At 67.1% G+C, this 20,504-nt stretch carries 20 protein-coding genes and 1 pseudogene; 16 read left to right on the forward strand and 5 right to left on the reverse strand.

The annotated features are described in order from the left end of the window. Positions 1 to 345 precede the first annotated feature (345 nt). From C5B97_RS04665 to C5B97_RS04710, 10 genes and pseudogenes are all read left to right on the forward strand, one after another. Entirely contained in the window at positions 346 to 531 is a 186-nt protein-coding gene (locus C5B97_RS04665; protein ID WP_104310983.1) for a hypothetical protein, read from the forward strand. Positions 532 to 909: 378 nt separating this feature from the next. After that, a complete protein-coding gene (locus C5B97_RS04670) occupies positions 910 to 1,791 on the forward strand; it encodes a manganese catalase family protein (protein ID WP_104310984.1) in 882 nt (293 codons plus the stop codon). A 45-nt stretch (positions 1,792 to 1,836) separates the two neighbouring features. Then, positions 1,837 to 2,781 (forward strand): hypothetical protein, encoded by a 945-nt coding sequence (locus C5B97_RS04675; protein WP_104310985.1) that lies wholly within the window; start codon positions 1,837 to 1,839, stop codon positions 2,779 to 2,781. Between the two features lie 11 nt (positions 2,782 to 2,792). Next, positions 2,793 to 3,224, forward strand: coding sequence for a phage holin family protein (locus C5B97_RS04680; RefSeq protein ID WP_104310986.1), 432 nt, complete (start codon positions 2,793 to 2,795; stop codon positions 3,222 to 3,224). Beyond that, a complete protein-coding gene (locus C5B97_RS04685; protein WP_104310987.1) occupies positions 3,221 to 3,868 on the forward strand; it encodes a DUF3618 domain-containing protein in 648 nt (215 codons plus the stop codon). The genes C5B97_RS04680 and C5B97_RS04685 overlap by 4 nt, the downstream gene beginning before the upstream one ends. A gap of 139 nt (positions 3,869 to 4,007) precedes the next feature. Continuing rightward, complete coding sequence (locus tag C5B97_RS04690; protein ID WP_104310988.1) at positions 4,008 to 5,150, forward strand: YihY/virulence factor BrkB family protein; 1,143 nt, start codon at positions 4,008 to 4,010, stop codon at positions 5,148 to 5,150. 297 nt (positions 5,151 to 5,447) lie between these two features. Next, complete coding sequence (locus C5B97_RS18170) at positions 5,448 to 7,136, forward strand: LuxR C-terminal-related transcriptional regulator (protein WP_146080718.1); 1,689 nt, start codon at positions 5,448 to 5,450, stop codon at positions 7,134 to 7,136. 50 nt (positions 7,137 to 7,186) lie between these two features. Next, a complete protein-coding gene (locus C5B97_RS04700) occupies positions 7,187 to 8,056 on the forward strand; it encodes an endo alpha-1,4 polygalactosaminidase (protein WP_104310990.1) in 870 nt (289 codons plus the stop codon). A 296-nt stretch (positions 8,057 to 8,352) separates the two neighbouring features. Then, on the forward strand, positions 8,353 to 9,561 hold the full coding sequence (locus C5B97_RS04705; protein WP_104310991.1) for an IS110 family transposase: 1,209 nt from the start codon (positions 8,353 to 8,355) through the stop codon (positions 9,559 to 9,561). Positions 9,562 to 9,800: 239 nt separating this feature from the next. Further along, positions 9,801 to 10,253 (forward strand): annotated as a pseudogene (locus C5B97_RS04710) (integrase core domain-containing protein); the annotation flags it as partial. Between the two features lie 355 nt (positions 10,254 to 10,608). On the opposite strand, the gene C5B97_RS04715 reads toward C5B97_RS04710, so the two are convergent. Next, positions 10,609 to 11,718 (reverse strand): LCP family protein, encoded by a 1,110-nt coding sequence (locus tag C5B97_RS04715; protein ID WP_104310993.1) that lies wholly within the window; start codon positions 11,716 to 11,718, stop codon positions 10,609 to 10,611. 326 nt (positions 11,719 to 12,044) lie between these two features. Here C5B97_RS04715 and C5B97_RS04720 point away from each other — a divergent pair, with 326 nt between their 5' ends. Both C5B97_RS04720 and C5B97_RS04725 read left to right on the forward strand, forming a co-directional pair. Continuing rightward, positions 12,045 to 13,658, forward strand: a complete 1,614-nt coding sequence (locus C5B97_RS04720) for a sugar transferase (RefSeq protein WP_258067961.1) — start codon at positions 12,045 to 12,047, stop codon at positions 13,656 to 13,658. Between the two features lie 116 nt (positions 13,659 to 13,774). After that, entirely contained in the window at positions 13,775 to 14,119 is a 345-nt protein-coding gene (locus tag C5B97_RS04725) for a PqqD family protein (RefSeq protein WP_104310994.1), read from the forward strand. Positions 14,120 to 14,146: 27 nt separating this feature from the next. Here the strand turns inward: C5B97_RS04725 and C5B97_RS04730 are convergent, their stop codons facing one another. Genes C5B97_RS04730 through C5B97_RS04740 form a run of 3 tightly spaced genes read right to left on the reverse strand, consistent with a single transcriptional unit; the run spans position 14,147 to position 15,134 of the window. Continuing rightward, the gene (locus C5B97_RS04730; protein ID WP_146080719.1) at positions 14,147 to 14,434 is read right to left on the reverse strand and encodes a hypothetical protein; all 288 of its coding nucleotides are present in this window, start codon (positions 14,432 to 14,434) and stop codon (positions 14,147 to 14,149) included. Beyond that, positions 14,365 to 14,616: a hypothetical protein gene (locus C5B97_RS04735; protein WP_104310996.1), complete on the reverse strand. Its 252-nt coding sequence runs from the start codon at positions 14,614 to 14,616 to the stop codon at positions 14,365 to 14,367. Before C5B97_RS04735 ends, C5B97_RS04730 begins: the two co-directional genes overlap by 70 nt. Then, complete coding sequence (locus C5B97_RS04740) at positions 14,613 to 15,134, reverse strand: nucleotidyltransferase family protein (RefSeq protein WP_104310997.1); 522 nt, start codon at positions 15,132 to 15,134, stop codon at positions 14,613 to 14,615. The genes C5B97_RS04735 and C5B97_RS04740 overlap by 4 nt, the downstream gene beginning before the upstream one ends. A 146-nt stretch (positions 15,135 to 15,280) precedes the next feature. On the opposite strand from C5B97_RS04740, the gene C5B97_RS04745 reads away from it, so the two are divergent. Beyond that, complete coding sequence (locus tag C5B97_RS04745; protein ID WP_146080720.1) at positions 15,281 to 15,913, forward strand: ATP-binding cassette domain-containing protein; 633 nt, start codon at positions 15,281 to 15,283, stop codon at positions 15,911 to 15,913. Then, positions 15,910 to 16,650 carry a signal peptidase I gene (gene lepB / locus C5B97_RS04750; RefSeq protein ID WP_104310999.1) on the forward strand — a complete coding sequence of 247 codons (741 nt, stop codon included), beginning with the start codon at positions 15,910 to 15,912 and terminating at the stop codon, positions 16,648 to 16,650. Before C5B97_RS04745 ends, lepB begins: the two co-directional genes overlap by 4 nt. 1,271 nt (positions 16,651 to 17,921) lie before the next feature. Here lepB and C5B97_RS04755 read toward each other — a convergent pair. Beyond that, positions 17,922 to 18,611 carry a hypothetical protein gene (locus tag C5B97_RS04755; RefSeq protein ID WP_104311000.1) on the reverse strand — a complete coding sequence of 230 codons (690 nt, stop codon included), beginning with the start codon at positions 18,609 to 18,611 and terminating at the stop codon, positions 17,922 to 17,924. Positions 18,612 to 18,895: 284 nt separating this feature from the next. On the opposite strand from C5B97_RS04755, the gene C5B97_RS04760 reads away from it, so the two are divergent. Beyond that, complete coding sequence (locus C5B97_RS04760) at positions 18,896 to 19,555, forward strand: hypothetical protein (RefSeq protein ID WP_104311001.1); 660 nt, start codon at positions 18,896 to 18,898, stop codon at positions 19,553 to 19,555. Between the two features lie 287 nt (positions 19,556 to 19,842). Continuing rightward, positions 19,843 to 20,502: a hypothetical protein gene (locus tag C5B97_RS04765; RefSeq protein ID WP_104311002.1), complete on the forward strand. Its 660-nt coding sequence runs from the start codon at positions 19,843 to 19,845 to the stop codon at positions 20,500 to 20,502. Positions 20,503 to 20,504: the final 2 nt, after the last annotated feature.

Raw genomic sequence — 20,504 nt, forward strand, 5'->3', positions numbered from 1 at the left:
AGGCCCAGGTCTGCGGATGGGTCTGCAGCAGACCTGGGCCTTGCGCACCGCAGCTCGCGCGGAGGCGTGCACAACCCCCAGGTCTGCTGCAGACCCATCCGCAGACCTGGGCCTTGCTCACCGCGCTGCGCACATTCAGCGGTCCAAGGCCCACATCTGTCGCAGGACGGCGGGCGGGCGGCGGGGCAGTCGAGCACTCAGGTGCGTGCCGGTGAATCAGCGTGCGTCCGGGTGGCACCCAGGCGATCGCAGGATGCGCGGGGGAGTGTGAGGTGCGCGCGGCTCCCGGCCGGGCGCTCTCGACCTCCACAGCACCGCGGCGGTTGCCGCGCAGAAAGGACCACGATGTCGAACGCAGAAGTTCACGACTCGCATGATCTCGACGGCCCCGAGGAAGGCAGCGTCGGCGCAGGCGGCGCGACCGCCGACGGCGCGATAGATGAGGCCCTCGGCACGGACCAGCCCCTGACCTCGAACGAGGGCAGCGTCGGTGCGGGCGGCGCCAGCGCCGACGGGTCGCGCTCGGAGTAGCCGCAACCCACTTCACGCGACGAAGGGCCGGTTGTCAGCTGAGGCTGACGGCCGGCCCTTCGTCATGCCCGGCCCGTTGTTGTGTGACGTGCGTCGCGGCTGCCGGGCAACGGCGATCGGCAATCTTGCGACCGTACGCATCCTGTCCGCGGGAATCCTGCGAACACTATTCACACGTCGTTTTCAGGCTCCACTCCGAAAAAGCGAAAGCGTACCCAACCTGGGATTTTCCGACCCTGCCCTGGAGGGGTAACAGCAGGTTGCTGGAGGTTCAAGCCCGTTCTTGGGGTCCACAAGTCGCGCCAGCGTTGGACGTGCCGCTCGTCCCCTTCGTCTTCGAGCGAGCGAACACCAACGTCCCCCGAGTGCGAGGAAGTCATGTTCTTTCACAAGCAGGAATTGCAGTTCAAGGCCAGCCCGTCGAAGCCCGACGCGGTCCTGGCGAAGCGGATGCAGGAGATCCTCGGCGGCCAGTACGGTGAGATCACCGTGGCCATGCAGTACGGGTTCCAGGCGTGGAATGCCCACGAGCCCGGCAAGTACCGCGACCTGCTCTACGGCATCGGTGCCGAGGAGTTCGGTCACGTCGAGATGATCGCGATCATGATCGCGCAGCTGCTGGAGAAAGCGCCCATCGAGCAGTCCGAAGCGGCCATCAAGGCGGATCCGGTCCTCGGCGCAGTCGTCGGTGGCACCGACATCCAGCAGGCCATCGTCGCTGGCGCCGGTGCGCGCCCCGTCGACAGCAACGGCAACCCGTGGCAGGGGTCCTACATCACGGCGAGCGGCAACCTGCTCGCCGACTTCACGGCCAACGCGAACGCGGAGATGCAGGGCCGCGTGCAGGTCGCGCGTCTCTACAACATGACCGACGACCCCGGTGTGCGGGACATGCTCTCGTTCCTGCTCGCCCGCGACACCATGCATCAGAACCAGTGGATCGCAGCGGCGAACGAGCTGCGGGCCGAGGGCAAGGAGGACCTGCCGGTGCCGAGCAACTTCCCGATCAAGAAGGAGGAGCGCGACGTGTCGTACCAGTACCTCAACTTCTCCGACGGCGCGGCGGCCAGCGAGGGCTCGTGGGCGAGCGGTCCGACCCCGGATGGGAAGGGCGAGTTCACGTACCACGACGGCCCGACGACCAGCGTGCCGATGCCGCCACCGACCGTGCCTGACGAGCGCTTCTACGGCACGACGCCGATGCCGAACACGATGGAGAAGGTGGCCGGTGCGGTGAAGGACACGTTCAGCAAGAAGTAACGATCGCCATCCAGTCCGTACGACGAACGCACTGAAAGGAACACCATGTCGAACGACACACCATTCACCGTCCCGGACACGCCCCGGCACGGAGGCGCCCTCCCTCCCGAGAGCTCCCCGCAGGTTCACGAGGACGGCACCGTCTTCGAGCCGGGCGTCACCGAGGACGTGACGTTCTCACCCGCAAGCGCTGGCGCCAGCGCCGCTGGCGGCCAGCCCACCGGTGGCGACTCGCGAACGGATGCTGCCAAGGAGCAGGCCTCCCAGCTGAAGGACACCGCGACGGACGAAGCGAGGAACGTCGCGGGTACCGCGAGAGACGAAGCACGGAACGTCGCAGGGACCGCGAAGGAGGAGGCCCGGAACGTTGCCGGGACCGCGAAGGAAGAGGCACGCAACGTCGCTGGCGAGGCGAAGAGCCAGCTCGCCTCCCTCTACTCGGAGTCGATGCATCAGCTGAACTCGCAGGCCACGCAACAGCAGGAGCGCGCGGCGACGGGGCTCAAGTCGCTGAGCGGAGAGTTCCGCAACATGGTCAGCAACTCGGAGGGCGACGGCCTCGCCACCGAGCTGGTGCGCCGCGCCGCGGACACCACCGGTGCGGTGGGGGCGTGGCTCGGGGACCGCAACCCGAGCGGTGTGCTCGACGACGTGCGCTCGTTCGCGCGTCGCAAGCCGCTCGCGTTCATCGCGATCGCCGCCGTCACGGGTCTTGTCGCGGGGCGCCTCACCCGGTCGATCGCGGAGGCCGCGAAGGACGACAAGGTGGACGAGCTGACCGGGCGCAGCGCGTCCGCAGACTCGTCTCGAGCGGCCTCGTCGGTCACCGGCCGAGAGGGCGGCACGGAGGGGGAGCGGATCGCGAACAACGTGCAGACGGAGTCCACGACCGTCTCGCCTGGCCCCATCGACGAGGTCTCGCTCGGTGAGCGGACGGGCCTCCCCGGCCCTGGCATCGACGGCGTTCCGAACCGCGGAACCGGATTCTGAGGGGGCCTCCCATGACCAGCGAATACCCGGCACCCCCGCCGCAGCATCCGCCACAGAACGCGTCTGACGTGTCGCTGGGTGACCTGCTCGGCCGCGTCAGCACCGACATCTCGACGCTCATGCGCCAAGAGGTGGCGCTCGCGAAGGCCGAACTCACCGACACGGCGAAGAAGACCGGCAAGGGCGCGGGCCTCCTCGGCGGCGCCGGCTACGCGGGCATCATGGCGCTGCTGTTCCTGTCGATCGCCGCCTGGTGGGGCCTCGGCTATCTCATCGGCAACGCCTGGTCGGCGGTCGTCGTGGCCGTCGTCTACGGCATCGTCGCCGCGATCCTCTTCGCCGTGGGCCGCAGCAAGCTCAAGGACGTCGAAGGGGCCCCGCAGACGGTCGCCACCATCAAAGAGATCCCAGACACGCTCAACCCGAACGGAGACCACCGATGAGCACTGACCCAGACCAGATCCGCGCTGACATCGAGCGCACCCGCAGCACCCTCGGCTCCGACGTGGATGCGCTCGCAGACAAGGTCACGCCGTCCAACATCGTCGACCGGCAGACGGAGAAGGTGAAGGACAAGCTCGGCTCGGTGCGCGACTCCATCATGGGCGCCCGCGACGACGCGGCCGACTCGCTGCACGGCGCGACGTCGTCGGCGAGCGACGGGGTCACCGACGCCAAGCGCGCCGCCGTGCGCAAGGCGAAGGGCAACCCGCTCGCCGTCGGCCTCGTGGCGTTCGGCCTGGGCCTGCTCGTCTCCTCCCTGATCCCCGCCAGCGAGCCCGAGAAGGAGGCGGCCTCGAAGGCGAAGGACGCCGCGCAGCCGCTCGTCGACGAGGTCAAGGGTGCGGCTCAGGACGTCGCGCAGGAGCTGAAGCAGCCCGCAACCGACGCCGTCGGTGCCGTCCGAGAGACCGCGATGGACGCGGCCGAGCACGTCAGGACGGACGCGCAGTCTGCGGCCGACACGGTGAAGGGCGACGCGCAGTCTGCCGCTGGCACCGTGAAGTCCGACGCCACGTCGTCCGCCGAGCGCGTCCAGGGGTCGGCCCAGGACGCGCGCGACAACGTGCAGGGCGCTGGCTCCTGATGCGCTGACCCCCACAATCAGCCGAGGACCTCCTCGGCGTCGAACCGGCAGCGGGCCGCGCATCCACCCCCGATCGATGCGCGGCCCGCTGTCACTTCCCACCAGCAGTTGCAGCAGAGCAGAGCAGAGGAACACGGAGATGGCCACGTCGAACTCGACCGCAGCATCCACCAACGAGAAGCAGGGCGCGCCCGACCCGGATGACGCGCGCAAGCCGGACTCGCCGACCGACATCAAGAAGCGGTCGTGGAAGTACGTCTTCACGAAGACGATCCGCGAGTTCTCGTCCGACCAGTGCACTGACATCGCGGCGTCGCTCACCTACTACTTCGTGCTGGCGCTGTTCCCGGCGCTGATCGCCGTGTTCTCGCTGCTCGGCGTCATCGGTCAGGGCCAGGCGGCGGCGGATGCGATCCTCGGCATCGTCGACGAGGCGGCTCCGGGTGGCGCGTCCGACGTGACCCGCGGCCCCATCGAGCAGTTCGCGTCGTCGCCGGCCGCCGGGTTCGCGCTCGTGTCCGGTCTCCTCGTCGCGATCTGGTCGGCGTCCGGTTACGTGGGCGCGTTCAGTCGCGGCATGAACCGCATCTACGAGATCGAGGAGGGGCGGCCATTCTGGAAGCTGAAGCCGCAGCAGCTGCTCGTGACGCTCATCGGCATCGTGCTCGTCGCGATCGCCGGCGTCATCCTCGTCATCTCCGGCCCGGTCACCGAGGCGATCGGCAGTGCGCTCGGCCTGGGCGAGACCGTGACGACCGTCTGGTCGATCGCGAAGTGGCCCGTGCTGGCGTTCGTGATCGTCCTCGTCGTCGCGGTGCTCTACTACGCGACCCCCAACGCGAAGCAGCCCAAGTTCCGGTGGATGAGCATGGGCGCGTTCCTCGCGATCCTCGTGCTGGCGATCGCCACGGTCGGGTTCGGGTTCTACGTCGCGAACTTCTCCAACTACGACAAGACGTACGGGTCGCTTGCGGGTGTGATCATCTTCCTGCTCTGGATCTGGATCGCGAACAACGCGCTGCTGTTCGGTGCCGAGTTCGATGCTGAGCTCGAGCGCGGACGTCAGCTACAGGCGGGCATCGCGGCGGAGGAGACGCTTCAGCTGCCGCCGCGCGACACGAAGCGGAGCGACAAGGCCGCGGCGAAGGAGGAGAGGGATGTCACCGAGGGGCGGCAGATCCGCCTGCAGCACGGGGACGATCACGCCGATGGTGGGGTTGAGCGCACGACGCGTCCGACGCGTCCGAACGGCCCCGGTGCCGACGAGACGAGGGGCCGGTAGTCTCGTCGGAGGGTGTCCCGCACCCTCGAGCTCCGCTCATCGGCAGCTCTTCGCCTCAGACCTGGAGGAATCTCCCGTGTCCCACCGCGCCCCGCCCGAGTTGCCCAGCCGCCGCCGTCTGCTCACGGCCGCCGTGTGGACCGCACCCGTCATCGCGGCTGCTGCCACGGTTCCAACAGCTGTCGCTTCGGCCGCATTCACGGGCATGGTGTCGTTCGGCACGGTGACTCCCGAGAGCTACGTGCGCTCCTTCGATCCGCATGCGAGTGCATCCGCGGCACATTGGGCCGCCGACCGTTGCCCGGCGCTGCCCCCGTGTTCCTGCCGATGAACGGCGCTGGACAGCGCGCCCACGATCGGTCGCGGTCTCGCGAGGTAGTTCCGGCTCCGGCACCCATCGAGCGGATCGTCGAGGCGCAGTCCCGTGGCGACTGGGAATCGGTGACGCAGCTCCTCGAGCAGCACTGGTCGTCGCTGCTGCGCACGTCACGCGCCGCGATGCGCGAGGTGGTGAACGCGCTTCCCGATGCCGTGCTCGAGGCCAAGTCGCGCTGGTCCGCGGCTCGGCAGTATCTGAACTTCGCGCCGGACGACGGGCGCGTGCGTCGGGTGCGCTTCGACTTCGAGGCCGCGCAGCCGAACGAGGCGGGCGAGCTCATCGACGACCTGGCGCAGTTCACGGGTCAGACGGCGCACGAACGAGGTCAAGGGCATTTCCGCGGCGCCGCTGCGTTCGCCGCGACCGCGATCGAGGCGGTCAATGGGGCGTCACCGGCCGAGGTGCGCACGCTTCGTCCACTGCTGCCGGGGCTGCGCGTGCAGTGGGCCACGAGTCTGCTGTTCGCGGGAGACATCCGCGCCGCGCTGACCGAGTTCGAGTCCGCCTACGATGACGCCGTCGCGTTCGACAGCGACCGCATGGCTACCGCAGCCGCCGGGTCGATCGCCCTCGTCCATAGCCTCACGGGCGACTTCGTGCTGGCCCGTTCGTGGCTTCGGCGCCAGCCGACCGCGCTGAACGGCGGACTCGGGGGCCCAGGGGGGGGTGACGGCGGTCCGGGTGACGCGGTCACCGTGATGGGGGTGCTCGCGGCGGCCAACATCGCGATCGACGAGCTGAACGTCGAAGAGGCTCGGGCGTGGCTCGCGAAGGACCCCGGTGATGAGGTCGCTCCAGAGCAGTGGGCGCTTCGTCTCGGCGTGGCCTCGCGCCTCGAGGTGCTCCGCGGCGATCCCCTCGCGCAGTCGCTGAGGAACCGCGCCGCTATCCGCGCGCGTCCAGCGCATCTCTCGGAGGACGGGCTGAACGGCTGTGCGCTGCGCTTCTCGGACGTCGGCATCCGTCTCGCATTGAAGGATGCGCGCGGAGCCGCCGAGTCGCTCGCGGCCCTCGAAGCGGGCGACAGCGAGCTCCACCGGCAGGCTGCACTGATCGCCCACGTGTGGAGGCTCGTGCGTGCCGGTGAGCACGTTCAAGCGGTGGCCGTCATGGAGTCGGTCCCGGCCGGGGGCCGCAGTCTGCGCGTCGGCATGGAGCTGCTCGCCGCCGCGACGGTCATCCATATGCGCGCAGGTGCGACAGCGCGTGCCGCGGCGCTGTTCCGGACCCTGACGACCATGGTCGCCGAGCAGGGCTTCAACGGCGTGCTGATGCGTTTCGGGGACGCGGAGTACGAAGCGCTGTGCCTGAGCAGCGGCGTGCAGCTAAACGCTCACCAGGTGCGGCGGGCGCTGATTGCCGAGCTGCACACGGACGCGCCAGCCGTTGAGCCGGAGATCAAGCTTACCGCGCGTGAACGCGTGGTGCTGAGGCACCTCCTCCAGTCGCGGAAGCTCAACGACATCGCCACCCTCGAGCACGTCTCGCCCAACACGGTGAAGACGCAGTTGCGGAGCCTCTTCAAGAAGCTCGGCGTCTCGTCGCGAGATGACGCCATCAAGGTGGGGCGCGGTAACCCGGGGCTGTGGTCGGACTCGGGTCTCTAAAACTGTCAGGCCCGCAGCGAGCTCGCCTCAGCGTGCCGCATGATGATGCCATGCGATTCTCCCGCGCGCTTGCAGTCGCCCTCGTCACCTTTGGTGCGTCCGCGGCGCTGGCGGGATGCGCGCCGGGCGGACCCGGCGGTGACGCTCTCGACTCGGAGACAGGGACAGGAGTCGTGCTCCCGCCGGCGTCTGGCACCTTCAACTACCAGCTTGGGGAGTCGTACGAGGTCGAGGGCAGCCTCGACGTCGTCGCCCGCGATTCGACGGCGCTCCCGGAACCCGGCGCCTACAACATCTGCTACGTCAACGGCTTTCAGACCCAGCCGAGGGAGTCGGAGGAGTGGCTGGGGGAGCGCGGCGACCTGCTGCTGCGAGACGCCGTGGGCGAGCCGGCCATCGACCCGGACTGGCCCGACGAGTACATCCTCGACCCCTCCACTGCCGGGCAGCGCGACGGTATCCTCACCGTCATCGAGCCCATCATCAGCAGATGCGCGGACGTCGGGTTCGACGCCGTCGAGATCGACAACCTCGACACATTCACGCGGTTCGACGGCATCGATGAAACCGGTGCAATCGACCTCGCACGCGCCTACGTCGATGCGGCGCACGCATCCGGTCTCGCGATCGGCCAGAAGAACAGTGCCGAGCTCGCCGACCGCGGGCGCGATGAGCTCGGCTTCGACTTCGCCGTCACCGAGGAGTGCAGTGCGGACGGGGAGTGCGGCACGTACTCGGCTGCCTATGGCGAGCACGTGCTGCAGATCGAGTACCTCGACAACCTACCAGCGGCGGGCGCCGCGGGCGTGATCTCGACGGATGCGGTGTGCGGCGACCCCGACCGTGCGCCGCTCACGATCATCCGTGACCGGGATCTCGTTGGGGTGGGCGCCGAAGGCCACTTCTATCGACAATGCTGATTCGATTCGCTGAGATCCCAGACGAGACTCGGTGAGCGTCCCCCGTTACTTTCTTCCTGCCCGGTTGAGGAGGGATCCTTGGAGGGGGTTGGCCATCCCGGGCTCGGCATGATTCCTGCCCCCTGTCGTTGATGATCTGGGGGGGTGTTGTCACCGAGCCTGGTTTGGCGGCTTGTGATCGCTGATAGGGACAGGGCCCGGCGTGATGCCGAGTGTCGTTCGTAACGTGGATGTCGAGACTCGCCGCCGCTTGGTTCGGCCAACACTGCAACCGAGTTCGAAAAGGGGAAGGGCTGATGGAAACAAGCATCATCGGGCACGACAGCGTCGACGTGTTCATCGGTGTCGATGTCGGCAAAGGCGAGCATCACGCCGTCGCGATCGACCGCGCCGGGAAGCGCCTGTTCGACAAAGCGCTACCCAACGACGAGGGCAAGCTGCGCGCGCTCATCGACGGTTTGAAGGACCACGGGACGCTGCTGTTCGTGGTCGATCAGCCCGCGACGATTGGGGCGCTGCCGATCGTGGTCGCGCAGGACGCGAGCGTCCTCGTCGGCTACTTGCCGGGGCTCGCGATGCGCCGCATCGCGGACCTTCACGCGGGGGAAGCGAAAACGGACGCGAGAGACGCGGCGATCATCGCGGAGGCTGCGCGTTCGCTTCCGCACGCCCTCCGGTCGATTCAGCTCGCGGACGAGCACGTCGCGGAACTGAGCATGCTCTGCGGGTTCGATGACGATCTCGCGGGGCAGGTGACCGCGACGAGCAACCGCATCCGGGGCCTGCTCACGCAGATCCATCCAGCACTCGAGCGAGTGCTTGGCCCGCACCTCGATCACCCCGCGGTCGTTGATCTCCTGCAACGTCATCCCGCTCCATCCGATCTCGCGAAGCTCGGCCCGACACGTCTCGGCAACCGGCTCGTGAAGCTCGCGCCGCGCATGGGCAAGCGCCTCGCGGGAGAGATCATGCAGGCGCTCTCCGAGCAGACGGTCGTGGTCGTCGGCACGAACGCCGCGAGCGTCGTCCTGCCGCGCCTCGCGAAGCAACTCGAGGACCTCCGCACGCAGCGCGCGGAGATCGCGATCGAGGTTGAGCGGCTCGTTGACGCGCACCCTCTTCAGCCGGTCCTGACGAGCATGCCGGGAGTCGGCGTCAGGACCGCAGCGAGGCTCCTCACCGAGGTCGCCGGGAAGTCGTTCGCGTCAGCCGGTCACCTCGCGTCTTACGCCGGGCTCGCGCCCGTGACGAGACGCTCGGGGTCCTCGATCCGGGGCGAGCACGCTTCCCGGCGCGGGAACAAGATCCTGAAACGGGCCCTGTTCCTGTCAGCCTTCGCAGCACTTCGGGACCCGGTTTCGAGGTCGTACTACGACCGGAAGCGCGCGCAGGGCAAGCGCGACAACCAAGCCCTCATTGCGCTTGCTCGGCGACGCTGCGACGTTCTCTACGCCATGCTCCGAGACGGCACCATCTACCAACCACCCCTAGCCCTTGCCGCTTGACAAGACCATAGGGACACCCCCCCCCGCGGAGCAAAGGCTCGCAGGGGCAGTGTTCTCCACGCTCCAAACCGCACATTCCCGCTCCGAACGACGAGGGCTGCGGCACGGACGCTCTCGTCCTCGTCGCCGCGGCCGCTGCGCCGCTCGCCTCGGCATTGATGTCAGTCGATATCAACGTCGACGCCTTCTAGATGTATTGACCTGGGAAGTGTGATCGTGTGATCCGGAAGCGTCACCATGGCGTTGGATACGCTCACTTGCATCGCGCCGCCGATAACTACTCTAAGCTCGCGTACTCGGAGATCCTCAAGAACGAGCACAAGGAAACCGAGGCCAGTTTCTGGACACGCGCTCGGGCCTACTTCGCTAGCCTCGGGATCACGGTCACCGAGGTTATCTCGGACAACGGATCTTGTTGCCGATCCCACGCTTTTCGAGACGCCCGCCAAGCCACGGACATCAAACACCGCCGGACTCTCGCCTACCCACCTCAAACGTACGGCAAAGCCGAGCGCTTCAACCGAACCCTCGCCACCGAACGGGCCTACGCGCACACCTATGCCAGCGATGAAGCCAGGGCCGCGACCTACTACACCTGGTTCCATCACCACAATCACCGCAGACCCCGCACCGGAATCGGCGGCCAACCACCCTCGGACCGCGTTCACAACCTCACAGGTCACCACTTCTAGCGCCTCCGCAACTGCGGCGCGCAGAGTCTGAGCTGACCGGGGTTTCTCTTGGCGGCGGATCCCCCGAAATCACATCGCCGTCGGTCCGCAGATCCTCTTTACCGGCAGCGGCGTGTTGCCTCTCCCGGACTCGTCCGCTTCACTGGACCGGCGAGTGCGGACAAAGAGCGCCTTGGGAACGTATTTCAGTAGCTAACGTCAACTCGCAGCAGATCCTCTGCACGGCGAGCTGACCCGCTTGGACGGTCCCCGCCTTGCTCCGGCGGAGCCGTCGCGGCCGGCGCCTGCCAACGCGAATGCTCCGCGCATCCAACAGGATGAGCGGGGCATTCAGGCGCAGAGCGGCGAGGACGCGCTAGCGTCCCGTCGGCTGGTACTCGCTGACTGTGTCGGCCGCGAGGTGCTGCTTGAGGTCGGCGATGCTCACCGTGTCCAGGAAGACGACGGACTGGTCACCGACCATGCCGGTGCCGTTCGTCGGCAGGGTGAAGCTCCGAACGTTGCTGCCGCGGATGTCGCGCATCGAGAAGCCCAGGTTCGCCATCGTGGTCAGATCGAGGGAGTCGCTGACGCCGACGTAGGGCGTGAACTGCGTGATGATGTTGTTGATCTTGCCCGGATCCGTAAGCGTCTCAGCGCTGAGCATCTTGTCGAGCACCGCCTTCAGCCATGCCTGCTGGTTGCGCACGCGCTGGTAGTCGCCGTCGGTGAAGGCGTAACGCTCTCGTACGAAGGCCAGCGCTTCCTCGCCCGTCAGGGTGATGGGACCAGCTTCGAACGTCTTGCCCTTCATGTGCGAGGAGTTGAACGCGACGTCGTTATTGATTGTGACGCCGCCGAGTGTGTCGGTAATGCCGGCAAAGCCGTCGAAGTCGACGACGGCGACGTGGTTGATGCGCTGCCCGAGCAGCCCCTCGACGGTCTGAACGACGAGCGGAACGCCGCCGAACGAGAGCGCGGCGTTGATCTTGGCCTCACCGTGGCCGGGGATCGCGAGCCAGCTGTCGCGCATGATCGACATGATCTGGACGTCGCTGCGGTCAGCGGGGATGTGCACGAGCATCATCGTGTCGCTGCGGCTGCCGAGGTCCGTCATGATCGAGGGGCTGCCGGGAGCGCGCGAGTCGCTGCCGAGGAGCAGGATGTTGACCGGGGAACCGGCCGTCGTCTCGATCTGGGCCGGCCGGCCGGCCTCGTCCGGGAAGACGTCCTCGATCTTCTCGATGCCGTCGAACGTGCTCTTCACGTTCCACCAGATGATGCCCGCCGTTGCGACTGCAACGACCAGCACACCGACGAGCGTCCACAGCAGGATCTTCGGGCCGCGACGCTTCTTCTTCCCGTCCTCGCGCGCACCCCTGCGGGTGCCGTCCGAGCTGCCGGCTGCGTCGTGCTCGAAGAGATCTGAGAGGGCGTCGTCGTCGCTTCGGGGGCGCGACGAAGCCTGGCCTGGGGTCTGCTCCATGCAGGCGAGTATGACACGGGCAACGTTTCGAGCACGATTCAGGCCAGCGGGCCTCAGTGAGCGTCGCATTTCGATTCATCTGCGACGTGAATGCACACCGAACATGTTTCGGCCAGGAAAACACGCCCACGATGCGCAAAAAAGACCGGGGTAACCCTTTCGTTATGCGTGAACGTTGGGATAGTCTCAGTTGGCACCCAGGATCTCTATGACGAGCCACAGGCCCGAACAGAGCGCGGCCAGTGGCGGCGGAGACCCGAAGCGCATAGCCGTTGCCCCCAAGCGGTGTGCGCACCAAGAAGTACTCATCTCTTATTGGAGCACACGTGACGCCTCCCTCCTCAGGGCCCGCTACCGCGCAGATCCCGGTCGTGACGACCGACGACACTCGCGACAGCGCTTCACTGCCCTCGGTCGAGCCGCACTTCGCGCAGACTGCCGCGGAGCCGAACGCCCGCGTGCAGCGCACGCTCAAGCGCCGCGCCAACTGGCGTCGGGGCTACGCACGCCTGCTGGTCGTCACCGACCTCGCGGTCCTCGCCGTGGTCATGCTGGGCGCTCAGCTCGTCTGGCTCGGCGGCGGCAACGCGGCCGTTCCCGCTGGCGGCAACGCCATCATCGACATCGATGTCTCCTACTGGCTCGTGTCCGCCGTCATCGTCGCTGGCTGGGCTTGGATGCTCTCCCTCTTCGATACCCGCGACTACCGCATCCTCGGCTCCGGCTTCGAGGAGTACCGGGGTGTCTTCAACGCGTCGCTCATGCTCGCGGGGATCGTGTCGATCTTCGCGTACCTCACCGCATTCGAACTCGCCCGCGGATACGTGCTCATCGCGTTCCCGGTCGGCACGGTCGCGCTCGTACTCTCGCGCTGGATCGGCCGCCAGTGGCTCGTCCGTCAGCGCAAGGGCGGCAACCTGCAGGCTCGCGTGCTGCTCGTCGGCTCGCGCTACTCGGTGCTCGACCTCAACCGAGACCTGTCGCGTCGTGAGGCTGCCGGCTACAGCGTCGTGGGCGCCTGCCTCATCGACGGCAAGAGCGGTGAGCTCGACCCGAACGCTCCTGACTTCCTTCCCGGCACCGACGTGCCAGTCGGTGGAAACCCGGAAGACCTCGCGGGGTCGCTTGACGCCATCGGCGCCGACACCGTGGTCATCGCCGGCAACGACGTCACCTCGACGCAGTGGCTGCGCGAGGTGGGCTGGGACCTGCACCCGGACCGCCACTTCCTCATCGTCGCCCCGGGCCTGCTCGACGTCGGCGGCCCCCGCATCGTCACGCGCCCGGTCGCGGGCCTCCCGCTGCTCCACGTCGACTCCCCGAAGTTCACGCGCATGGGCCTCCTGCTCAAGCGTGCCTTCGACGTCCTCGTGTCTGGTCTTCTCATCCTCGTCCTCTCGCCGCTGCTCATCGGAACGGCGATCGCGGTTGCCGTCACGTCGCCCGGTGGCGTCTTCTTCAAGCAGGAGCGTGTCGGCTACAGCGGCCAGCGCTTCACGATGTGGAAGTTCCGCAGCATGCGCGCCGACGCCGAAGAGGTGCTCAAGAAGCTGCAGAGCGAGCGCCGCGACGCGGGCAACGACATCCTCTTCAAGATGAAGGACGACCCGCGCATCACCAAGGTCGGCAAGTTCATCCGCCGATACTCCATCGACGAGCTCCCGCAGCTGTTCAACGTCTTCGGCGGTTCCATGTCGCTCGTCGGTCCCCGCCCGCCGCTGGACCGTGAGGTCAAGCAGTACGAGGACCACGTGCACCGTCGCTTCATGGTGAAGCCGGGCATCACGGGTCTGTGGCAGGTCAGCGGACGCTCGAACCTCACGTGGGAAGAGACCGTGCGCCTCGACCTCTACTACGTCGAGAACTGGTCGATGGCCGGCGACTTCGTCATCCTCTTCCGCACGGCCCGCGCGGTCGTCGCGAGCGAGGGCGCCTACTAGGGGTTCTCCCGAAGCTGCCTGGAGCGGCGGTGGTCCACGACGTGGATCGCCGCCGCTTTGCTCGTGTATGGCCGTGACGCGTTCCGAGCATCCCGGCTGAACAGTAGGCTGGCGGGATGGACCAGGGGACAGGCGAGCGGCTTGGAGTGAGCGGCGAGCTCTTCGACGCCGTCGTCGCCACGGTCGAGTCGCTTGCGCTGGTCAGGGACGACGAGAGCGGTGATGTCACCGTCCTGTCGCTGACGGATATCGACTGCAAGCCGCTCTTGCTGAGCGGCACCGCGGCGGTCATCTGGGACGAGCTCGGCGGACAGCGTTCGCTGCGCCTCATCGTGCGTGAGCTCGCCGACGACTACGAGTTGGACGAGCAGGTCATCGGGGAGCAGGTGCTGACATTCGTGGCGCAGCTGCTCGATGCGCGCCTGCTGCAGCAGCGGAACGCCCAGACGGCCGCTGACTGAGCCTGAGGCGGAACGTCAGCGCTCGTCTCAGCGCTCGTCGAAGGCGCGCAGGTCGCGGCGAGCCTGCACGATGCCGTGGAGCGCTCGGCTCACACGCCTCCACCAGGCTTGCCGGAGGCTGATGGCAGCGTTGCGGAGGTCGGGGTCGATCGCCTCGAGGTCTGCGCGTGCGGGGAAGAATGCGCGCGCGGCGATGCCGGGCTTCTCGAGCAGCGGCGCGCGCTGCAGCTTGAGCATCCACCCCGTCATCGCGTGCTCGGCCTTCGCGTTGAGACGCCAGAGTCGCAGGGGCTCGCTCGCCGCTGAGTTCGGCACGAGCGGCACGTCGTGCCCGGATCGATGAGGAAGCGGCGCGCGGTCTGCGTGGAGTCGGTGCCGACCGCGTCCTGGAGGATCTGCTCGGAGAGCGAGGCTGTTGTGCGCGCCCCGGCGATGTACTCGGAGTCGGTGCCCTGCATTCGCTTGAGGGCCTCGACGAGTTCCGTGTACTCCGTCATCTGTCGAGAGTCGTCTGAGACCTGGCCCTCCTCGCGCAGGGAGTGGAGCGCGAGTACAAGGGCGATGCCGGCGATGTCGGGGTGTCGATGGGGTGTCCGGCGACGTTGACCCGGATGCGGTGCAGCCAAAGCCGGTCGAAGGCGCTCTGCGGGCCGCCGAGGAACCCGGGCCAGTAGTGGTGCACGTCGATGTCGTTGGGCCAGGACTCGTGGATGAGGGTGCGCGAGTGCTGCTCGAGGAGCTTCGGGAAGTCGGGCCATGGGCGCGGCGTCCAGCCGTAGACGGCGAGCGCCTCGATGACGTCCTTCGCCCGCGTGGGTTCGACGATGATGTCGACGTCGGTGGAGTACCTGCGAGTGCGCAGGCCGAGGTCGGCGGAGATCGGTCCCTTGATGACGAGCATCCTGATGCCCTGCTCGCGGGCAACATGCTGTGCGAGGGCCGTCGACAGCGCAACTCCATCGCTCACCGAGAAGGCGATGGTCGCTGCGTCCGAAGACGCTTCAGCTGGTGCCACTGAAGTCCTTACCTGTGAGCTGCGGGCCTGGAGGACTCGCAAGGGTGAGCATATCGAGGTCTGCGAGCGGATGTGCACTTGATCGCGGGCGGGGGAGCGCTATCCTGGCCCGTTCTGGGGCCGGTCTGCTTGGTACAGTTGCGAGCATGACGAGAACACTGCGCCTGCATCCCCTTGGCGTAGACGTCGAACTCTGCCTCGACGACAGCATCTCTACGGAGTTCGAGGCTGCTCTGCGTGAGTCGTGGGCCCAAGTGACCGGTCAGCCCGGGGAGGGCGAGCCGGACGAGACGCATCGTCTTGCGCTCACGCAGCTCGACGAGCCCGAGGTGGGCGATGTGGTCGGCGGTTCCGCTGCCGACCTGGCGTCGCAGGTCTCGACGACGGTGACGTTGGACGCGATCGAGGAAAACGGTGGCCGTCTCGTGATGATCCACGGGACGGGTGTCGCGCTCGACGATGGTCGGGCCATCGCGTTCGTGGGTCCGTCCGGCCGCGGCAAGACGACGCTCGCGAAGATGCTCGGGCGCGAGTACGGGTACGTGACCGACGAGACGCTGGCCAACGACTTCGACGGCAACGTGCCTCCGTATCGGAAGCCGCTGTCCGTCGCCCTCGACCCGAGCCGGCCGAAGGAACATCTCTCGCCTAGGAAGCGAAGAGTGCGGCCGTCGTTGGATGCGCGCGAGATGGTGCAGGTCGCTTTGGACGGCCTCATCGACGCGAACCTCGTGGAGCGCGTACAGCCCGTCGTCGTCGGCAACACGGACGACAAGTGAGCGAGAGCCAGGGGGCTGCGACCTCGACAGCACCTCGTCCGCGTCGTTCGCGACTGCGGCGGATCACGTCGCATCCGCTCTTCCACCTCGTCGCCGCGTTCGTCGTGCTTGCCCTCGTCCAGGCGTTCTTCGTGAAGGTCTACGCGATCCCGTCAGCGTCGATGGACGACACGCTCGCCGTCGGCGACCGTATCCTCGTGAACCGTCTCGCGTACCTCGGCGATGCCGAGCCCGTCACGGGTGACATCGTTGTGTTCGCGGCGTCGGACACCTGGGATGAGGCTCCGCCCGAGCCGCCGAGTGACCCTCTGCGCTTGGCCGCGCGAGTCGTGGGTGAGGTCCTCGGCATCGGACAGGGGTTCTCGCACATCCTCGTGAAGCGCGTGATCGCGACCGGCGGGCAGACCATGGCGGCCGACCCCGCAACCGGCGGCATCGTCGTCGACGGAGTCGCGCTCGACGAGAGCTCCTACGTCGACCTCGACTTCGAGTTCGTGCCGGGCACCCTCGACTGCTCCACATCGCCAGCGTCGCTGCGCTGCTTCGACGAGTTCACGGTGCCAGAGGGGCAGATCGTCGTGCTCGGCGACAACCGCACCAACTCATCCGACTCACTCGCCGCCTGCCGCGGCGGGGGAGTGGACGCATCCTGCCTGCGCACCGTGCGCGACGACGATGTCGTCGGCGAGGTCTTCTCGATCGTGTGGCCGATACCGAGGACGGGTGGAGTTCAATAGCGTTGACGCTGGGTCCCAACTCGAATCCGAGGCGAAAGATGGACCAAATCTCGAATATGAGTGTGTGCTCGTGGCCTGGCGCGCATGATTCTGGGTGGTCAGCATCCCTTACTCCCGCAACTTATCCCTGCCATGCAGGACTGCCGGGATGGCCAGCGTCAGATCCTTGCACCTGTGTGCCTGAGCAACAGCAACCTGGAGCTCGAGGCGTGACCTGGAACCCAGTGCGTGCTGGTCCCAAGCGTCGCGTTCTCTTATGGTGCTGAGGCACAGCACCGGGGGAGTCCATGTGTATGAAGAACATCGTTACGGTCACTGCCTCGGCTGCCGCATTGACCTGCTTCGGCCCGGCCATACAGGCAAGTACCGCGATCGTGACAATCGCCTCAGGGCTGGTCGCGGGCCTAACGGTCTCTTCAGATCTCAGCTGCCACGCGGGCATCGCCGCGGGTCCCGACGCGTCGACGTTTCGGTTCAGGAGATCCTGCCTCACGGCGGTCGCGGCGAACGGCTCGCACGACGTGTCACGAGCTGGCCAGTGAGTGCCCCGGTGGGTGTAGGTATCCGGTGCTCAATCGCGCCTGTTGGCCCATCTTGCAATCGGCGTCTCGCAGCAGCAAACTGTGCGATCCCTCCATCATGACGACCGTCCTCGTCGCCGAGAGGATCCAGGTCGCGCTGACCGACATGTCCACGTCGGGGCGTCCTCGTTCACGACCTGAGTCGACGTCGAGAACGTCGGCCACACGGCCACCCACCCGAACGCACATCGCTTCGCCGACTGCGGACACTCGGCCTCAAATGTCCAGTCCTACGGGCAGTGCCGCCGGTGGCCGATCAGACGCCGGCAACAACGTCGAGGGACCCCCCTCACCGGGCAATGGCGCAACAGAACTCCCTCGGGCGACGATCTCGCACAGCTCTTCCCGTTCACCGCGGGCGGTGAGTTCAGGGTCAATCGACGCCAGGCTCGGCCACCGCAGCCGTTGTCCTGAACGAGCCCGCCTCGGAGGATGCAAGCGGAGCCGCATCCGCCGCCCCGATGCCTGCGGCACCACCCGAGTCTGAGGTGCTAGCAACGACCGGTCTCGCCGCGCCCCGCCGCTGCTCGGCGTCGGCATCGGAACAGCGCTGAGCGGCGGGTTGCGGCCAGCCGTGCTGGCGCGGCACCGACTCACCGGGGTCAGTAAAGCGGTGGCGATCACCAGTGACGGCGATGCAGTCCGTGACTCTTCGCAACACTCACAGGCGAGCAGCCGCCGGCCCCGTCCTCAGAAGAACATCTCCAGCGATAACCGCAGCGCCTCCTCAGTGAGCACCGCGGCTGTCGACAACCCCGCCGTCGCGATCAGCGCCCCGGGGTGCGCCAACCCGACCACGACGGCACGCAGCCTCGGCTGCTGCGCGAGGAGCGCATCCGGAACCCTCGATCGCTGCTGTGACGGATGCTCGCGCCAACCGCGCAGCTTCGAGAGGAACCACGCGCATCGCAGCAGGAAGACGAGCCAGATAGCCAAGACGACCGGGAACATGAGGCCCGCGAACAGCTGGATGCCCGAGTACGTGATCTCGTCCTCGCGGTTCTCAGCGATGAGCTGCAACAGCGTCGACAGGCTGGCGCTCATCACCACGGACACGGTCCAGGCCACGAACCCGACGATGAGCGTCACGAACCGGACGAAGAAATGCCCGAACACGGAGTCATGCGCGTCAAGGTGGCTGCGGGGCGTGTGCAGGAGCAGCGCGACGGTCGCCGAGAGCGCCGGCAACGAACCCACCATGAGGACCGCCACCCACACCACCGTCGACCAATCAGCAACCCAGCCCACCACGGTCAGGGTGCCGAACACCACGAACCAAGCCCAGTTCCAGAGCAGCGGATGCGACACAAGGACCGTCGGGAGCCGTCGGTCCACGGCGTCGAGCAGGCGGTGAGCGGACGTCACCCGCGCGGAGTTCATGCGCCAATCGTATTGCCGACCGCGCCGTGGCTGGGCCTCCGATTCGCGTTCCCGGACAGGCGCATCTCCGTGCGTTTTCAAGCGCCCTGACGGGATTCGATGACGCCGAGAAGTATGCCTCGAAATCGACCAGTGAATAGTCCATGGCAGTAGTCCATGCGGAGTTCTGGACCGGGTCAAACGCGTCTAGCTTTGCGCTGTCAGTAGACCACCGGTGCACGACACCGAGTTCCACAGCGAAAGCCCCCCGGCGTTCGCCCACGTCCCCTGGAGGTAGGAAACACATGCTCGATCCCCAAGCGACCACATCGCGCCCGACCGGTCTCAACCGACGTGACCTGATCGGCGCCGCCGCCTGGACCACACCCATCATCGCCGTCGCAGTCGCCGCACCAGCACAGGCGAGCTCAACGGTCGAATACCGCCCCTTCAGCGGCTCGCACATCGTCCTGACGACGGAAGACATCGACCAGCAGGGAACCGTCGACGGAGTCCCGACCTTCGCCCTGCAGGGAGAACCGGACAACCCAGTCGTCTACTTCGGGGCGAGCGTCGACGGGCTCCAGGCGACGCTCACGAGCTACACCGTCACCTACGAACTCCCATTCGCCGTCGACTGGGACGTCATCGACCAGGACTGGAGCATGATCGAGTCCGAGCCAGTTGACGGCTACTACACCTACACGCTCAGCCCGCTCGCGCTGCCCGCTGGCCGCATCGACATGGAACAGGCCCTCAGTACCGGGCAGCCGTGGGCGGCCGACGAGACGAACTCCGTAGCTGCGCCACAGTTCCACGGGATCGCCCGAGACGGAACCTGGTCGGTCGGCGGAACGCGGCCCTTCCAGGTCTCCAGCGTCAAGCACTACGACTTCATCGCCCACCTGCCGACCGGCGACGAGGTGGACAGCTTCCACCGCGAGCGCGTCACCGGGGGCGTTTGATCGCATTTCCGTCGCCATCGGCACACAAGGCAGAATGCTGATTCAGATCCCTCCCGTGCGCGACCCGGCACAGTGGGGGAGTTCTGCCCTGCGCTGGACCGCACCTCTTCGGTTACAGTTGCCCCCGGGGTAACGAGCTGACGTGCCGTATGCCAACCGGTTCGTTGGGGGGGAAAGTCGACCCGGTGAGAGCAGCCGCAACGCGAGGGAGACACGTGTCTTCCGCGCGCAGCTCAGCGCCCCGACGGCGCCGACCGAACCTGGTCGGCATCAAAGGGGGAAACAGAATGTCACTTGACGACGTCCAGAACACGCAGAACACGGTCGACCGCCGCAAGGTCATCGGGGCAGCGGCCTGGGCCGCGCCGGTGATCGCGCTCGCGGTTGCCACACCAGCGGGCGCGACCTCGCAGATTCAATACCAGGCGCACTCCGGATCCGGGGCGACCATCGCCTACGGCTCCTACCAGGGTTCCGACAACAGCCAGGAGTTCGGACTCCTCGTGCAGGTCGTCAACACGTACGTCATCCCGTGGGCGACCTTCAGCGCCAACGTTCCGGGCCTCACCGCAACGGTCACGAACTTCGTCGCGACCTACGACTTCCCCTTCGCCGTGGATGTGCAGGAGATGAGCTCAGACTGGTCGCTCACCGAGAGCGAGCCGGCCGGCGGACCCTTCACCTACACATTCACGCCGACGTCGCTCCCATCGGCGCCCATCGAGATGCGCGAGCCGCTCGGAGACGCGACGCCGAACGTGATCACTCCAGCGAACTCGCTCATCGGGCCCAGCATGCTCGGGGTGGCGGTCAACCCACCGCCCCACGGAACCACCGTCGCCGTGCCCTACACGCACACGTACGACTTCACCGTGACCTTCCCGAACGGCACGACGGTCAACGACAGCTACACCTTCACGGGAACGCACGTCACGGCACCCGAGTAGCA

Origin of the sequence: Pseudoclavibacter sp. RFBB5 (assembly GCF_002931555.1) — a bacterium.
GTDB lineage: Bacteria > Actinomycetota > Actinomycetes > Actinomycetales > Microbacteriaceae > Pseudoclavibacter.

Coding starts and splice junctions, on each gene's coding strand:
- C5B97_RS04665 (WP_104310983.1), top strand. CDS start 346: ATGTCGAACGCAGAAGTTCACGACTCGCATGATCTCGACGGCCCCGAG.
- C5B97_RS04670 (WP_104310984.1), top strand. CDS start 910: ATGTTCTTTCACAAGCAGGAATTGCAGTTCAAGGCCAGCCCGTCGAAG.
- C5B97_RS04675 (WP_104310985.1), top strand. CDS start 1,837: ATGTCGAACGACACACCATTCACCGTCCCGGACACGCCCCGGCACGGA.
- C5B97_RS04680 (WP_104310986.1), top strand. CDS start 2,793: ATGACCAGCGAATACCCGGCACCCCCGCCGCAGCATCCGCCACAGAAC.
- C5B97_RS04685 (WP_104310987.1), top strand. CDS start 3,221: ATGAGCACTGACCCAGACCAGATCCGCGCTGACATCGAGCGCACCCGC.
- C5B97_RS04690 (WP_104310988.1), top strand. CDS start 4,008: ATGGCCACGTCGAACTCGACCGCAGCATCCACCAACGAGAAGCAGGGC.
- C5B97_RS04700 (WP_104310990.1), top strand. CDS start 7,187: ATGCGATTCTCCCGCGCGCTTGCAGTCGCCCTCGTCACCTTTGGTGCG.
- C5B97_RS04705 (WP_104310991.1), top strand. CDS start 8,353: ATGGAAACAAGCATCATCGGGCACGACAGCGTCGACGTGTTCATCGGT.
- C5B97_RS04715 (WP_104310993.1), bottom strand. CDS start 11,718: ATGGAGCAGACCCCAGGCCAGGCTTCGTCGCGCCCCCGAAGCGACGAC.
- C5B97_RS04725 (WP_104310994.1), top strand. CDS start 13,775: ATGGACCAGGGGACAGGCGAGCGGCTTGGAGTGAGCGGCGAGCTCTTC.
- C5B97_RS04735 (WP_104310996.1), bottom strand. CDS start 14,616: ATGACGGAGTACACGGAACTCGTCGAGGCCCTCAAGCGAATGCAGGGC.
- C5B97_RS04745 (WP_146080720.1), top strand. CDS start 15,281: ATGACGAGAACACTGCGCCTGCATCCCCTTGGCGTAGACGTCGAACTC.
- C5B97_RS04755 (WP_104311000.1), bottom strand. CDS start 18,611: ATGAACTCCGCGCGGGTGACGTCCGCTCACCGCCTGCTCGACGCCGTG.
- C5B97_RS04760 (WP_104311001.1), top strand. CDS start 18,896: ATGCTCGATCCCCAAGCGACCACATCGCGCCCGACCGGTCTCAACCGA.
- C5B97_RS04765 (WP_104311002.1), top strand. CDS start 19,843: ATGTCACTTGACGACGTCCAGAACACGCAGAACACGGTCGACCGCCGC.